This is a genomic window from Massilibacterium senegalense, from assembly GCF_001375675.1.
In the GTDB taxonomy this organism is placed as follows: Bacteria; Bacillota; Bacilli; order Bacillales; family Massilibacteriaceae; genus Massilibacterium; species Massilibacterium senegalense.
The window spans coordinates 1,252,110-1,267,123 of sequence record NZ_LN831786.1; the positions used below are offsets into that span (position 1 = coordinate 1,252,110).

Sequence of the window (15,014 nt, forward strand, 5' to 3'; positions counted from 1 at the left end):
CTCTCTATTTTGCAATATCAATCACCCTTTTATTTTCATATTTGCTGATGCACTAAGTGAATAAGTGATATGTTATGTCTGTTTTCAACATATAAGTGTGATTAGTGTATCTAAGATGTAAAAGATTTTTTATTTAATTCTCCATTACTCCTCGACTATTTTTACAATCTTCTACGCTATCCACAACCCTTTCTATTTGGCACTAACGTTTTTACTAATACTATTGATATTTGATTATATTATACCATGTTTTTTATAGTTCTTTTGAATCATATATTGAGAAATGTTGCATTTTTTATATTTATAAGTTTTGTTTAATATTTTTTGAAATTTTATTAAATTATTAACTGAAAAATTACTAGAATAATTATTAATATCCATAACTATGTTTGTCACTTATCCATACTTATATTTTGGTTTAATTGGTAAAATAATCATTTTAACTTGATATTTAGTGGGAAAATTGGTATTTTGTTATTAATAAATAGTAACTTTTTTTTACATTAAAATAATTAATTTGTTAGGAAGTTAAAATAAGGAGGTTGGTTAACTTCATATGTCTAAACATTTTTCTATTATCTATCAACAAAAAGGTATAACGTTGGCAGAAGTATTAATCTCGCTTGTCATTTTTTCTATATTATTACTTACTGTATTCCAGTTTTTTATCGCAAGTCAAAAACATACAACCAATAATACAAGTAAAACTGTTGCTACATACCTTGCTCAAGGTGCAATTGAACAGCTTCAACTCAGCTCGTTACAAACAACAGAAAATATAACACAACAACGCAATAAAACTATCGAAAAATCTTATTTTCCACCTGATTTAAAACAAGATTTTAAAAATAATCAACTAAAAAAAGAATATTCCTATGCTACTTGTAAAACTGTTCAAAAACACGAAGATGATTGCCACTTTTATAACGCTAATGTTAACAACAAAGACTATCAAATTAAAATTTTACTATTAAACCCTAATAGCGCAAATAACGAAGAAAAACTAAATTTAATTCCTATTGAAATTCATACGCATTATAGTAAAAATCAATATGTTGTTATAGAAGGGTATGTGAAAAAGTGAAAAAAATAAACAATGAGTACGGACTTACTCTTTCTGAATTGCTAGTTTCAGTGTTAATTGGATCCATTTTTCTTGCTGTTATTTTTATTATTTTTTTATCCGGATACAATTCATACTATCGCACGATGAAAGAAAATGAAATTCGTTCTGAGGCTGATTATGTCATGGGGAAAATTATTAAAGTATTATATCCTGTACCTATTGATGATATTAAAGTTTCCAATGATACTATTACACGTTTATCTTCTAATGAGCAATTCACTTTTAAAGATAACAAACTTATTTACTTTAATAAAGATGGCTCGGAAGATATCATTAGTGAACAACTGGAGCATATTAATTTTTCTAAGCCAGATATTAATCATGATGGCGAAATGGATGAAAAAGATAATCTCATTTCCATTAAACTTTCCTTAAAACAAAGTAAAAAACGAACACATACATTTACTAGTCATATTGCATTACCAACTGGAGGAGAATAACATGCGTGTTTATGTGAACGAAAAAGGCTACTCCTTACTTCTTGTTCTCGTCGTTTTTCTAGTCTTCTCCATTATTGGGCTCACTGTTTTTTCAGCTACCATTTCTGGAGCTAAACAAACAAAAAAGAAGGAAGAAAATGTTCAAGCAACATATTTAGCTGAAAAAGGCATAAACTATTTCCAAGCAGAGTTTATTGAATTAATACATGATTTGAATGAATATTCCAATGATAGTGTGCAATATGAAGTGGAATTAACAAAATTTAAAGAAGAAACAAATAAACTATTAAAAAAATATGAAAAAGGAGTTCCTTACGAATCGACACAAGGTCACACCTTTACAGTAAAGATAATCGAACCAACAGAACTCTTTCATTTACAGGAAAAAAATAAAACAATGGAGAAAAAAATTTATATTGAAAGCACAGGGATTGTGAAAAAAGAAAAGGTGACGGTAAAAAAAGTATTTCGCCTACAAGGAAGAACAACAGATGCTTTAAAATATGCATTAAGTGCATATAATAATTGCCAAGAAACGTCATGTAATAACAAAGGAAATGTAACCATATTTGGGGCACCTTCTATAAAAGGAAATATGTATGTTGGTGGTAATTTAGCAAGTATTAATTATACTCATTATTATGATTTAAAAAAGGATGAGCAAGGAAGAACAACACCGAAAACAAAATGGACGATAACAGATTTTCCTACTGTTGAAAATGTTGAAAAAAATAAACGTGCTACTACACATGTTGGTGGTCAACTATTTACTATTGATCCTTCTTTTTTAAAATCAGGACAACTTCTTGATTCAAAAAGTGACTTCTTTCAAAAATCACGAAAAGAGTCAGCATTTTCAAAAGAAAATGGGTATATTCCACAACAAGAGATTGCGAAATTATTTAAAAACGATGAAACCTTTCGATACATACCCATGTTAAAAAAGGAAGAAAAAGAATTTATTACTGCTGATATAAAAGGACAAGAAATACTTCAATTTAACGGACCAGCTGTCGAACGTCTAAATGGGACAAAAATAAAAACATCTCAAACAGTGCCTGAAGCAGGACGAGTATATGAAGGAGATGTTACGATTTCTAATAATACGCCAATCACTATTCAAGGCGGACCAATTTATATTAAAGGAAATTTAATAATTAAAAACGCTAATGTTTCATTTGATAGTGTCATTTATGTTGAAGGGTTTACCGAGATTAATGACTCAAAAATTTCTGCTAATGATCCCAAACATTCCTTAATTTTATTTAGCCGTGAAAGAATTTCTATCGCAAATACGAACTCCTACAAAGATGTTCCAATATCAGGTACTCCACCTGAAGATGTCATACAAGCCTTTTTGTATAGTGATGATTTAATTAGTTTACAGGGCATTATTTCCAATATTCAAATTTATGGAGGATTATTTGGTTCAAAAGTAATTTTAAATGGTTCTAGGGGAAATACAAAGCAAGTTACAAAAGAATATGAAAGCATCATTGAAAAAAATCAAACAAAAATACTACCTGAACGAGCAAGACTACGCATTGTTTATAACGAAGAATTACTTCGCAATCGGTTAGTTGGCCTCCCGATGGTCAATGGCCTTGACTTAATAGAATTAGAACGGAAAAGTGAATAAAAAAATCTTCCATCAGTGAAAGAAGCTATTCTTTTCCTTCATTGATGGATAAATTTTTAACATTATTTATATAAATTTCGTATTTCACTAATGAAATATAAAGATCCTGCAATGACAACTATTCCATCATTTTCTTTTGCTTGTTTCTCCGCTTCTGTTATTGCATTTTGATAGCTTGGATATGTTTTTGTATCGGCAGAAGTCAGTTCTTTTAACGTTTCAAGACTTGCAGCACGCGGAAAATCAAATGTCGTTAGGAACATTTGTTCACTGATTTTTTCTAATGGTTCTATCATTTTTTTAATGTCTTTATCTGCTAATGCTGTAAATACGGTATATATTTTTTTGTTGCTGTATTGTGCTTGTAACGTATTAACTAGCGCTTGTATTCCTTCTTCATTATGCGCACCATCTAAAATAACAACTGGATCTTCTTTTACCTGTTCAAAACGTCCTGGCCAAAACGCATTTTTTAATCCAGCATATACGTGTTCTTCATCAATTAATAAAGAAAAGTATACTTTGAGTAAATCAAGTGCCATTAATGCAACCGTCGCATTTTCTACTTGATGCGTTCCTTTCATTTGGATTGCCATATTTTCGAAAGAACGGAACATCGATGTATAAGAAAATGTTGTTTCTTTCGCTCCTTGTTTCACATCTTTAACCGAAAATTGCTCTCCTAATGCGTATACATTGATTTTCTTTTCTTTTGCAATGGTATTAATAATTTGTTTTGCTTCCGGTTGTTTCACAGCGGTTACAAGACGGATACCATTTTTCATAATGCCTGCTTTTTCCCGCGTAATCTCTTCGATAGAATTCCCTAAAATGCCCATATGGTCATGTCCAATATTCGTAATCACCGTTAAAACAGGAATAATGCAATTGGTAGAATCTAATCTACCGCCTAATCCTGTTTCTACTAAAACGATATCAGGATACACCACTTCCGCAAAATAAATAAATGCTATTAACGTCAGCACTTCAAATTCTGTTGGATTCCCAAGTCCTTCTTCTGCACATTCTTCGACGAGTGGTTGTACGAAATTAGCGATTTGTACAAGTGAATCATCGTCGATTGGTCGATTGTTTACTGCAATTCGTTCATTAAACACATCGATATATGGAGATGTAAAGGTACCGACCTCGTATCCTGCTTTTTCTAGGACAGAACGCATATACGTAATGACGGAACCTTTTCCATTTGTCCCTGCAACGTGGACGAGTTTTAAACGACGATCTGGTCTTCCTGTTCGTTCTAACAACCATTCAATTCGTTCTAGACCTGGTTTTACTCCAAATTTCAGCAATGATTGTAGCCATTCTTGTACTTCTTGAACTGTTTTCATTCCTGTTATCTCCTTTCAAAATCTTTGGTATGTAAAAGAGCGATTCTAGTGGAATCGCTCTTTATTTAATTGACAAGTGGGAATGACTTTTACCCTTGTAGCTCCTCTAATCGAGCACGAACAGTTTCTCTTTGTTGGACGTAGTCCTTTTCTTTTGCACGTTCTTCTTCTACTACGTGTGCAGGCGCTTTGCTGACGAATTTTTCATTGCTTAATTTTTTCTGTACTCGCTCCACTTCTTTATTTAATTTTTCTAGTTCTTTTTCTAACCGTTCCATCTCTTCTTCAATGTTCAATAATCCTTCAAGTGGGAAGAATAGTTCCACATTCGATACAACGCTCGCCATCGATTTTTCCGGTGCTTTCCATGCAACGTCAATCGTTAATTGACGTGGGCGACAGAATTTATCTAAATATGTCCGGTTGTTTTCTAATACATGTGCTACTTGTTCATTTGCTGGTTTCATAAAAATATCTACTTCTTTACTCATCGGTGTATTCACTTCCGCACGAACATTACGAACAGCGCGAATCACTTCTATAAGTAAGTTCATTTGTTTCACGCTATCTTCATCATGTAAATCTTGGCGAACTTCTGGCCAACTTGTTTGTGTAATCGATACACCTCCATGAGGAAGGTGTTGCCAAATCTCTTCTGTAATGAATGGCATAAATGGATGAAGAAGACGCATCGTTTGATCTAATACATACGCTAAAATCGAGCGAGTTGTTTTCTTCGCAGCTTCATCGTCACCGTATAATGGTAATTTTGCCATTTCAATATACCAATCACAGAAATCGTCCCATATAAAATTATACAACGCTCGACCCACTTCACCAAACTCATATACTTCAACTAATCGTGTAACATCTTCAATTGTTTCATTTAAACGAGTTAAAATCCAACGATCCGCTACTGATTTTTCTCCTGATAAATCTAATTCTTCGTAGGTCATTCCATCCATATTCATTAATGCAAAGCGAGACGCATTCCAGATTTTATTGGCAAAGTTCCAAATTGATTCAACTTTTTCCCAATAAAAACGTAAGTCATTTCCTGGTGAGCTTCCTGTAACTAAGAAATAACGCAGTGCATCTGCTCCGTATTTTTCGATGACTTCCATTGGGTCTACACCGTTACCGAGTGATTTACTCATTTTACGTCCTTCACTGTCACGTACTAATCCATGAATTAATACATCTTTAAATGGACGTTTGCCAGTGAATTCAATTCCTTGGAAAATCATACGTGCAACCCAGAAAAAGATGATATCATATCCCGTTACTAGCACGTCTGTCGGATAGTATCGTTTAAAGTCTTCCGCGTCCACATCTGGCCATCCCATTGTTGAAAAAGGCCATAATGCAGAAGAGAACCACGTATCAAGCACGTCTTCATCTTGTACCCAATTTTCTTTATCTGTTGGATCCTCCATTCCTACATAAACTTCACCAGTTTCTTTATGATACCAAGCAGGAATACGATGCCCCCACCATAATTGGCGAGAAATACACCAATCACGCACGTTCTCAATCCAATGTAAATATGTCTTTTCAAAACGTTCTGGTACAAAATTCACTTTGCCATCTTCATTTTGTAATGCAATCGCCGCGTCTGCTAATGGTTGCATTTTCACAAACCATTGAGTTGATAAATAAGGCTCTACAACAGCTCCACTACGTTCTGAGTGCCCAACAGAATGAAGATGGTCTTCCATTTTAAAGCATACACCTTGTTCTTGTAAGTCCTTTACAATTTGTTTTCGACATTCAAAGCGGTCCATACCGTTATATTTTCCTGCGTTTTCATTCATCGTACCGTCTTCATTCATGACTAAAATTCGAGGTAAATCATGACGATTTCCTACTTCAAAGTCATTCGGGTCATGTGCAGGGGTAATTTTTACGACACCAGATCCAAATTCCATATCTACATATTCATCTGCAATAATCGGAATTTCACGACCTACTATTGGAAGTGTTACTGTTTTACCAATTAAATGTTGATAGCGTTCATCTTTCGGGTTAACTGCGACTGCTGTATCCCCAAGCATCGTTTCCGGACGTGTTGTCGCAATTTCAATCGTTCCACTTCCATCTGTTAATGGGTATGCCATGTAATAAAAATGACCTTGAACGTCTTTGTAAATAACTTCAATATCAGAAAGCGCTGTTTTCGTTTGCGGATCCCAGTTAATAATATATTCCCCGCGATAAATAAGCCCTTTTTCATATAAATCAACAAATACTTTACGTACTGCTTTACTTAATCCTTCATCTAACGTAAAACGTTCTCTTGAATAATCAAGTCCAAGTCCTAACTTACTCCATTGTTGACGAATCGTTGTCGCATATTCTTCTTTCCATTCCCACGCTTTTTCTAGGAATTTTTCACGACCTAAATCGTAACGGCTAATCCCTTCTTCGCGAAGTTTTCCTTCTACTTTTGCTTGTGTTGCAATTCCCGCATGGTCCATCCCTGGTAACCATAGCACGTCATATCCTTGCATTCGTTTTACGCGTGTTAACATATCTTGTAATGTCGTATCCCACGCATGACCAAGATGCAATTTTCCTGTAACGTTTGGCGGTGGAATAACAATAGTATATGGTTCCTTTCCACTCTCAGGATTTGCTTTAAAACATTCTTTTTCTAACCAAAAATCATACCATTTCGCTTCTGTTTCTTGTGGATTATATTTTGTCGGCATTGAAATTTCTTTAGACATAAGATGCCCTCCTTTTTCTTCTTCTACATAAAAAAAACTCCTTTCGCCCTAAAAAGGACGAAAGGAGATGTCTTCCGTGGTACCACCTTCATTTGTAAGAATCGTTTCTTACACACTCAACTCGGTAACGGCGATGTCCCGCCCTTTTCTACTTAGACATGTTCAAAAAGGGTGCTCCGAGGCTACCTTCCATCGTTTATCCTAAGAAATCTCTCACCAACGACTTCTCTCTCTGAAAGGTTTCACGACGTACTCTTCCTCATCAATGCATCTATATCAACTAACAGTTTAACGAATCCACCTTTATTCGTCAATATGTGTATAAATCTTTCCATCAATAATCGAAATTACGGTATCAGCATATTGTGCCATTTTTTCATCATGGGTTACCATGACAATCGTCGTTCCTTGCTGGTGAAGGTCTTGGAAAATCGCCATCATATCGGCAGCTGTTTTGGCATCAAGGGCACCAGTCGGTTCATCCGCAAATAAAATTTTCGGGTGATTAATGAGCGAGCGCGCCAAAGCAACTCGACGTTGCTGTCCCCCACTTAATTGATACGGGAGATGATCTTTCTGTTCTTCAAGCCCAACCTTTTTTAATAAACTCATCGCCCATTCTTCCTCTTCTTTTGTTGCCTTTTTCTCTAAAAGCACTGGTAGAAGAATATTTTCATATGCTGATAGTGTCGGCATTAAACTCGAAAATTGATAAATAAAACCAGCCTTTTCAAAACGTATTTTTGTCCGTTCTTTATCCTTTAATGGACTTGTTTCCACACCGTCAAAATACATTTCACCACTGGTCGGTACATCTAACAGCCCCATTAACGCTAGTAAAGTAGACTTTCCACTTCCAGATGGCCCCATGATAGACACGAAACTTCCTTTTTCAATCGTTAAAGAAATACCATCTAACGCTTTCACGATTCGTTCACGACCAATTTTATATTCCTTTACGACATTCTTTACTTCAATCATTACACTTCCCCCTCTCGAATAGACTCATACGGTTCTTCGCGAATTGTTTCACGAATAGGGAAGAATGCACCTAATAATGTAATAATTAATGTAACAAGAATTACTCCACCACCGAGCATTAAACTAAAGGTTACTCCCTCCACCGACTTTAATTTTGGGATCACAAGTGGAAGTTCCATTGCAGCTAACCAAAAACCACGGTTATCAAACATAATTCCAGTTGCTAAAAAAGCACCGATAAGACTTCCAATAACCGATGTAATTCCTGCTTCCGTCAGAAGTAGCCGATAGACATTTTTCTTTTTCACACCCATCGCTCGAAGCATTCCTATTTCTTTTTTACGTTCACTCATAATTGCAGAGAATAGTGTCATCACTTGAATCATAGATAATACAATAACGAGTCCCATCATTAAGTAACTCAATAATTGAACAGGAAATAATTTTTTTTCTAACTCTTGTGCTAATCCTTTTCCTTGGACGATATCTACATTCGGTAACTTATCTTCAATTTGATGCATGACAAACTCTTCCATTCCATCTTGTGTATCAATAAACACAGTAGATACGACACCATCTGGAATGTCTAATGCGTTATCATCTTTTTTTGCTAATTCTCTAGCGGTATCCATTCTCATAAAAATCGTTTCATCTGTCGCGGTACCTGTTGGGAAAAGCGTGTTTTCAATAAAAAATTCTTTATTAAATAACACTACCCATTCCGTTTGTTTTTTATCATCATAATGATAAATAAAGTTTTCACCACCTGCTTTTGACCCAATAATAACGTCGTACTTATCTAAATCCCAATCACGAATTTGATACGTTTTTAAAATAAAATCATTGTTCGGATCAAAGGCAACAATCGGATAATCACCACCCGTACCACAACAAACAGCAGATATTGTTTCTAAATATAATTGCGGTGCCACTTGTTCAATTTCTGGAATTTCTTTTAAAGCATCCATTACTTCTTTTTCATTGACATATGCTTTTGTCACAATTCCACTGACCGCATTATCTCCTGCATATGCACCCATTCCTTTAGGAACAAGTACAAGATCTGCACCAAAGCGTCCTTTTGTCGCTTCTACACTTTTTTGCATCGAAACAACGAAAAAATAACTTGCGAATAAAATAAGTGCCGTAATCGCTGAACTAATTATTAATAAAATGGCTCGCGACCGTTTTCGCTTGACACTTTTCCAAGCAATTCCCCCTTTAGTACGCACATTCATTCACCCCACTTTTAAAATAACAACATAAAACAACTCTAAACATAGTATAACAAAACAAGTTCTACAACGTCATTATATCAAAATTCACCATTAAACCTTAGTAGGTATGAAATGACGTCACAATTTCGTCACAAAGGAGGAAAAAAATGCGTCATCGTTTTTTTAGAAAACGCGTGTTTGTCAAACATCGAAACCGCCAATGGCAACAAGGTGCCATCACGATTTGCTGGGCATTTGTCGTTTTTCAAGCCCTCCGTCTATTATTTTCTCCTTCGATGTTCGATTGGATTTTATGTATAATATTTATTGTAATCGCCATTGCGTTATCTATCAAAAAATAAAGAAATCTTTAGGCAGTGGGGGTCTTACTTACCATTAATTAGGGTTGAAAGACATCTCTTTCGTTCATCATTTTTTTACCGCTCTTACCGAGGGAGTATCCCCACTATATACTCCTCTTTTTTACATTTATTTATCATTTTAATTAGCTATTTTTCCGTTATCCATCACTATTTGAACTTTAAAGAAAAACAAGAAGTATGTATTATACCTTTCTACCCAAAAATGGTGCCGTATTTTTTCACCACTACTCTTTTAGAACTATTTATTCATAAAAAAACCTTTTCCTGATGTGCATGTAGGAAAAGGTTTCATTTTTTAATACGCATCCATTTTTATAATAGGGGAGACAACGATATTTCCTTCGGTAGAAGCGAGTATTTCTTCTACTGTATATCCTTTCGCCACCTCTACTAGCTCTAGTCCATCTTCTTTCACATCCATTACTGCGCGATCGGTAATTATTCGATGAACGACTCGTTCACCAGTTAAAGGTAACGAACATTTTTTGACGATTTTCGGTTGTTGTTGTTTGCTGACATGTTCCATAATGACAATTACTTTTTTTGCCCCATGAACGAGGTCCATTGCCCCGCCCATTCCCTTAATCATTTTCCCTGGAATCATCCAATTTGCTAAATCACCTGATTCTGATACTTCCATCCCTCCTAATATTGCAACATCAATATGTCCTCCACGTATCATCGCAAATGATGTTGCACTATCAAAAAAGGATGCTCCAACCTGTTCTGTTACCGTTTCTTTTCCCGCATTAATTAAATCTGGATCAACGTCTTCTTTTGTCGGATAGGGACCAATGCCTAAAAGGCCATTTTCTGATTGCAAGACGACTTGTTTTTGCTCGTCTAAATAATTGGCAACGAGGGTTGGCATGCCAATTCCTAAATTGACATAACTATTAGAATGAATTTCTTTTTCGGCACGACGAGCAATTTTTTCACGAACATCCATTAACAACTCACCTCCGATATCATTAACCGTTCAATTCGCTTTTCTTGTGGTTGAACTGTCATGGCATCGATATAAATTCCTGGAGTATGAATCATATCTGCATCTATTTGTCCCGCTTCTTTTATTTTTTCTACTTCCGCAATCGTATATTTTCCTGCCGTCGCCATAATGGGATTAAAATTTCGTGCTGTTTTCCGGTACGTAATATTTCCCATTGTATCTGCCAAGTGCGCACGAATAATGGAAACATCTGCTGTTAGCGCTTCTTCTAATACATACATTTTTCCATGAAACATTCGTTTTTCTTTTGACTCACCGATAGGCGTACCAACCCCAGCAGGTGTATAAAATGCTGGAATTCCTGCACCACCAGCCCGAATTTTTTCTGCTAACGTTCCTTGGGGGACTAATTCCACTTCTAGTTCTCCTTTTAGCACTTGCCGTTCAAATTCTTTGTTTTCCCCAACATAGGAGCCAATTACTTTTTTAATTTGCTTATTTTTTAATAGCAATCCAAGTCCAAAATCGTCTACACCACAATTGTTCGAAATGACAGTTAAGTCTTTCACACCTGATTCCGCTAATGCCGAAATTGTCATTTCAGGTATACCACAAAGCCCAAAACCACCAACCATAATCGTCATTCCATCTGCCACAAACGAAATAATGTCTTGAACTTTTTCATAAATTGGCTTCATCTTTGCATCCCTTCCTTTACACCGGATACACGCCGTGTTTGCGATCCGTAAATACAACATATTTACTCATATATGCGTCGAGACGTTTGATTAAAGCTGATCGTAAATCATCCGGAGCAATAATATCGTCGACAATCATTTCAGATGCGAGACGATAAATATCAATATCTTCTCGATATTCATTTCGTTTTTCTTCAATAAAAGCTGGACGGTCTTTTTCGTCTAGTGCTGCAATTTTATTCGCATATACAGCATTGACAGCAGCTTCTGGTCCCATCACTGCAATTTGTGCATTTGGAAAAGCTAAACAACAATCCGGTTCAAATGCAGGACCTGCCATTGCATACAGACCAGCGCCATACGCTTTTCGTACGATAACCGATATCTTCGGAACCGTCGCTTCACTCATAGCAGAAATCATTTTCGCACCGTGACGAATAATCCCCGCTCTTTCTACTTTTGTTCCAATCATAAACCCTGGAATGTCTGCTAAAAATAGAAGTGGTATATGATAAGCATCGCATAGCGTCATAAACTTCGCTGCTTTGTCCGCAGAATCGTGGAACAATACGCCACCTTTCATGCGCGGTTGATTGGCAATAATTCCAACTGCTTGTCCATCAATTCGTGCAAGGGTGGTAATTAGTTCTGGGGCAAATAGCTTTTTAACTTCACATAACGAATCTTCATCGACCACTCGCTCAATTAATTGATACATATCAAATGGGGCATTTTGATTGGCTGGTAATAATTCACTAATTGATTTTTCAAAAGCTTTCGGTGCACGTCCTTCTACTTTTTCTGGTTTTTCCCGGTAGTTATTCGGAAAATAACCAATATATTTACGAGCATAACGAATCGCTTCTTCTTCTGTTTTCGCTAATACATCCCCACAACCTGACACGGAGCAATGCATGCGCGCACCACCCATTTCTTCTAATGTTACTTTTTCTCCGATTACCATTTCTGCCATACGTGGTGAGCCTAAGTACATAGAAGCATTCCCTTCTACCATGACAACAGTGTCGCAAAAGGCAGGAATATACGCACCTCCTGCTGCAGAAGGACCAAACAACAAACAAATTTGCGGGATTTTCCCAGATAATTTTACTTGGTTATAGAAAATCCGTCCTGCACCGCGACGACCAGGGAACATTTCAATTTGATCGGTAATTCGTGCACCAGCAGAATCGACAAGGTATAAAAGGGGGCATTGTAATTTTTCTGCTGTTTCCTGAATACGAATAATTTTTTCTACTGTCCTTTTCCCCCAAGATCCTGCTTTGACAGTTGAATCATTAGCCATTACCGCTACTGTACGTCCATGAATTTTTCCTATTCCCGCTACAACACCATCAGCAGGAAGCCCGTCTTCCTGACAGTTTGCATATAAACCATCTTCTATTGATAATCCTTCATCAAATAATAATTCTAATCGCTCACGAACAAATAACTTTCCTTGTTCTCGGTTTTTTTCATGATACTTTGCTTGTCCACCTTTTTTAAGCATTTCTTCTTTTTCATGTAGTCGTTCTGTTACTGTTTGCGAATGTACTGTTTTCATTTCCGTCACTCTCCTTTATAATTTGGTACTCTTTTTTCTTTAAATGCTTGTAATCCTTCGATTCGATCTTTAGAACCAAGCAATAAATCATATGCCATTTTTTCTATCACAAACCCTGTTTTACTATCGACATCTAACCCTTCATTGATTGCCTTTTTCGCTTGAATTAAGGAAAGTGGTGCATTTTTCACCATTTCTTCTGCAAGTTCTGTCGCCTTTTGTAACACTGCTTCTGTTGGAACGACATGTTCTACTATTCCGTAATGCAACGCATCTGTTGCAGATACACGACGTGCGGTATAAATGAGTTCTTTAGCACGCCCACGTCCGATTAATCTTGCTAACCGTTGGGTTCCTCCAGCTCCTGGAATAATTCCTAGCGATGCTTCTGTTAGCCCGACCTTTGCCTGCTCATTTAAAACACGAATACAACACGCAAGTGCTAATTCGAGCCCTCCACCGAATGCTGCACCATTTATTGCAGCAATAACAGGTTGTGGCAAACTTTCTACTTCATTAATCGTTGTCCCAATAAAAGAAACGGTTTTTTTCGCTTCTTTTGGTGGCATCGATGCTCGTTCTTTTAAATCAGCACCAGCACAAAATACCGCATCCCCACTTCCAGTTAAAATGACCACTCGGACATTCGGGTCGTATTTTACTTTATATAACGTATCATGGAGCTCTGTAAGCAGTTGTAAACTCATTGCATTAGCAGCTTCTTTTCTATTTAATGTAATCGTCGCAATATGATTTTTCACTTCGTACATTACTGTCTTCATATTCCTCACCTCGTCTATACACATTGTTCACGGTTTACTTTAAGAGAATGGCTCGTTAATGGATGATCGATATGTGGTTCAATAAATCGTGTCGCTTGAAAAAGAGCCTCTTCCTTTATGCCCGTTTCCACTCCAAGTTCATGCATAAAATGAACGACATCATCTGTTGCGACATTACCAGATGCTCCTTTCGCATAAGGGCAACCACCGAGTCCACCCAAAGCACTATCAAAGGTTGCCATTCCAAGTTGTAAACTCGCATAAATATTAGCAATGGCAAAACCACGTGTATTATGAAAATGAAGGGCTAGCTTATCTTTTGGAATTTCTTTCAATAACTCACGTAGCACGTATTCCACTTGTTTAGGATTAGCTACCCCGATTGTGTCTCCTAGTGACAATTCATAAATACCAGCTTCAAGCAAGGTGTAACTAATTTTTTTCACCTTTTCCACCGATACCTTCCCTTCATAAGGACAACCAAAAACGGTAGACAAATATCCCCGAACGGGAATATTCGCCTGTTTTGCTTCTGCAATGACTTGTTTTAACGCAACGATAGCTTCGTCTGTGGATTTATTAATATTTTTTTTGTTATGTGCATTCGTAGCAGACATAAACACACTTGCTTCGTCTAATCCCACTTGAATAGCGCGTTCTAATCCATGACGATTGGGAATAAGTGCTGCATACGTCACATCTTTGTTTTTTTCAATATTTTTTAATACTTCTTCTGCGTCTTTTAATTGTGGAATCCATTTTGGATGAACGAAAGAAGTCACTTCTATATACGAAAGCCCTGTTTCACTTAATTGTTCGATCCATTGAATTTTTGTCTCGGTTGGCACAAACGTCTGTTCATTTTGTAATCCATCACGCGGGCCAACTTCCTTAATGGTCACATGGCTAGGAAACATTCCAACCGCCCCCCCCTTATTCAAATTCCACTAAAGTATCACCCTCGTTTACAAAATCACCTTCATTAATTTGCAGTGATTTTACGGTTCCGTCTGTTTCTGCTTGGATAGGGATTTCCATTTTCATTGATTCTAAAATAACCACATCATCTCCAGCTGATACGGTATCCCCTGGTTTCACTAACACCTTCCAAACATTACCTGCCATATTCGTCATCACTTTACTCATTTTTATTC

At 36.4% G+C, this 15,014-nt stretch carries 14 protein-coding genes and 1 other annotated feature; of the genes, 4 read left to right on the forward strand and 10 right to left on the reverse strand.

Annotated elements, in window-relative coordinates:
* Positions 1-556: 556 nt before the first annotated feature.
* From BN1372_RS09680 to BN1372_RS09690, 3 genes are read left to right on the forward strand one after another with little or no spacing between them, the layout of a single operon-like run.
* Positions 557-1,084, forward strand: a complete 528-nt coding sequence (locus BN1372_RS09680; protein ID WP_062198953.1) for a type IV pilus modification PilV family protein — start codon at positions 557-559, stop codon at positions 1,082-1,084.
* Entirely contained in the window at positions 1,081-1,566 is a 486-nt protein-coding gene (locus tag BN1372_RS09685) for a prepilin-type N-terminal cleavage/methylation domain-containing protein (RefSeq protein WP_062198955.1), read from the forward strand. Before BN1372_RS09680 ends, BN1372_RS09685 begins: the two co-directional genes overlap by 4 nt.
* Before the next feature lies 1 nt (position 1,567).
* On the forward strand, positions 1,568-3,205 hold the full coding sequence (locus BN1372_RS09690; protein ID WP_062198957.1) for a hypothetical protein: 1,638 nt from the start codon (positions 1,568-1,570) through the stop codon (positions 3,203-3,205).
* Positions 3,206-3,267: 62 nt separating this feature from the next.
* Here the strand turns inward: BN1372_RS09690 and BN1372_RS09695 are convergent, their stop codons facing one another.
* From BN1372_RS09695 to BN1372_RS09710, 4 genes are all read right to left on the reverse strand, one after another.
* Positions 3,268-4,557, reverse strand: a complete 1,290-nt coding sequence (locus BN1372_RS09695; protein ID WP_062198959.1) for a bifunctional folylpolyglutamate synthase/dihydrofolate synthase — start codon at positions 4,555-4,557, stop codon at positions 3,268-3,270.
* 89 nt (positions 4,558-4,646) lie between these two features.
* On the reverse strand, positions 4,647-7,286 hold the full coding sequence (locus tag BN1372_RS09700; RefSeq protein ID WP_062198961.1) for a valine--tRNA ligase: 2,640 nt from the start codon (positions 7,284-7,286) through the stop codon (positions 4,647-4,649).
* A 50-nt stretch (positions 7,287-7,336) separates the two neighbouring features.
* Positions 7,337-7,561 (reverse strand) — a binding site (T-box leader).
* A 28-nt stretch (positions 7,562-7,589) separates the two neighbouring features.
* Positions 7,590-8,267: an ABC transporter ATP-binding protein gene (locus BN1372_RS09705; RefSeq protein WP_062198963.1), complete on the reverse strand. Its 678-nt coding sequence runs from the start codon at positions 8,265-8,267 to the stop codon at positions 7,590-7,592.
* A complete protein-coding gene (locus tag BN1372_RS09710) occupies positions 8,267-9,505 on the reverse strand; it encodes an ABC transporter permease (protein ID WP_062198965.1) in 1,239 nt (412 codons plus the stop codon). The genes BN1372_RS09705 and BN1372_RS09710 overlap by 1 nt, the downstream gene beginning before the upstream one ends.
* A gap of 146 nt (positions 9,506-9,651) precedes the next feature.
* Between BN1372_RS09710 and BN1372_RS09715 the strand changes: the two genes are divergently transcribed.
* On the forward strand, positions 9,652-9,846 hold the full coding sequence (locus BN1372_RS09715) for a hypothetical protein (RefSeq protein ID WP_062198967.1): 195 nt from the start codon (positions 9,652-9,654) through the stop codon (positions 9,844-9,846).
* Positions 9,847-10,162: 316 nt separating this feature from the next.
* Here the strand turns inward: BN1372_RS09715 and BN1372_RS09720 are convergent, their stop codons facing one another.
* From BN1372_RS09720 to BN1372_RS09745, 6 genes are read right to left on the reverse strand one after another with little or no spacing between them, the layout of a single operon-like run.
* Positions 10,163-10,816, reverse strand: a complete 654-nt coding sequence (locus BN1372_RS09720) for a 3-oxoacid CoA-transferase subunit B (protein ID WP_062198969.1) — start codon at positions 10,814-10,816, stop codon at positions 10,163-10,165.
* Positions 10,816-11,514 carry a CoA transferase subunit A gene (locus BN1372_RS09725; RefSeq protein WP_062198971.1) on the reverse strand — a complete coding sequence of 233 codons (699 nt, stop codon included), beginning with the start codon at positions 11,512-11,514 and terminating at the stop codon, positions 10,816-10,818. Before BN1372_RS09725 ends, BN1372_RS09720 begins: the two co-directional genes overlap by 1 nt.
* Before the next feature lie 16 nt (positions 11,515-11,530).
* Complete coding sequence (locus tag BN1372_RS09730) at positions 11,531-13,024, reverse strand: acyl-CoA carboxylase subunit beta (RefSeq protein ID WP_407656473.1); 1,494 nt, start codon at positions 13,022-13,024, stop codon at positions 11,531-11,533.
* Between the two features lie 59 nt (positions 13,025-13,083).
* A complete protein-coding gene (locus BN1372_RS09735; RefSeq protein ID WP_062198975.1) occupies positions 13,084-13,860 on the reverse strand; it encodes an enoyl-CoA hydratase in 777 nt (258 codons plus the stop codon).
* Between the two features lie 14 nt (positions 13,861-13,874).
* The gene (locus BN1372_RS09740; RefSeq protein WP_062198977.1) at positions 13,875-14,777 is read right to left on the reverse strand and encodes a hydroxymethylglutaryl-CoA lyase; all 903 of its coding nucleotides are present in this window, start codon (positions 14,775-14,777) and stop codon (positions 13,875-13,877) included.
* 16 nt (positions 14,778-14,793) lie between these two features.
* Positions 14,794-15,006, reverse strand: coding sequence for an acetyl-CoA carboxylase biotin carboxyl carrier protein subunit (locus BN1372_RS09745; RefSeq protein ID WP_062198979.1), 213 nt, complete (start codon positions 15,004-15,006; stop codon positions 14,794-14,796).
* Positions 15,007-15,014: the final 8 nt, after the last annotated feature.

What these genes read in the sequence shown, in the direction of transcription:
- BN1372_RS09680 (WP_062198953.1), top strand. Translation starts at nt 557, where the DNA reads ATGTCTAAACATTTTTCTATTATCTATCAACAAAAAGGTATAACGTTG.
- BN1372_RS09690 (WP_062198957.1), top strand. Translation starts at nt 1,568, where the DNA reads ATGCGTGTTTATGTGAACGAAAAAGGCTACTCCTTACTTCTTGTTCTC.
- BN1372_RS09695 (WP_062198959.1), bottom strand. Translation starts at nt 4,557, where the DNA reads ATGAAAACAGTTCAAGAAGTACAAGAATGGCTACAATCATTGCTGAAA.
- BN1372_RS09700 (WP_062198961.1), bottom strand. Translation starts at nt 7,286, where the DNA reads ATGTCTAAAGAAATTTCAATGCCGACAAAATATAATCCACAAGAAACA.
- BN1372_RS09705 (WP_062198963.1), bottom strand. Translation starts at nt 8,267, where the DNA reads ATGATTGAAGTAAAGAATGTCGTAAAGGAATATAAAATTGGTCGTGAA.
- BN1372_RS09710 (WP_062198965.1), bottom strand. Translation starts at nt 9,505, where the DNA reads ATGAATGTGCGTACTAAAGGGGGAATTGCTTGGAAAAGTGTCAAGCGA.
- BN1372_RS09715 (WP_062198967.1), top strand. Translation starts at nt 9,652, where the DNA reads ATGCGTCATCGTTTTTTTAGAAAACGCGTGTTTGTCAAACATCGAAAC.
- BN1372_RS09720 (WP_062198969.1), bottom strand. Translation starts at nt 10,816, where the DNA reads ATGGATGTTCGTGAAAAAATTGCTCGTCGTGCCGAAAAAGAAATTCAT.
- BN1372_RS09725 (WP_062198971.1), bottom strand. Translation starts at nt 11,514, where the DNA reads ATGAAGCCAATTTATGAAAAAGTTCAAGACATTATTTCGTTTGTGGCA.
- BN1372_RS09730 (WP_407656473.1), bottom strand. Translation starts at nt 13,024, where the DNA reads ATGCTTAAAAAAGGTGGACAAGCAAAGTATCATGAAAAAAACCGAGAA.
- BN1372_RS09735 (WP_062198975.1), bottom strand. Translation starts at nt 13,860, where the DNA reads ATGAAGACAGTAATGTACGAAGTGAAAAATCATATTGCGACGATTACA.
- BN1372_RS09740 (WP_062198977.1), bottom strand. Translation starts at nt 14,777, where the DNA reads ATGTTTCCTAGCCATGTGACCATTAAGGAAGTTGGCCCGCGTGATGGA.
- BN1372_RS09745 (WP_062198979.1), bottom strand. Translation starts at nt 15,006, where the DNA reads ATGAGTAAAGTGATGACGAATATGGCAGGTAATGTTTGGAAGGTGTTA.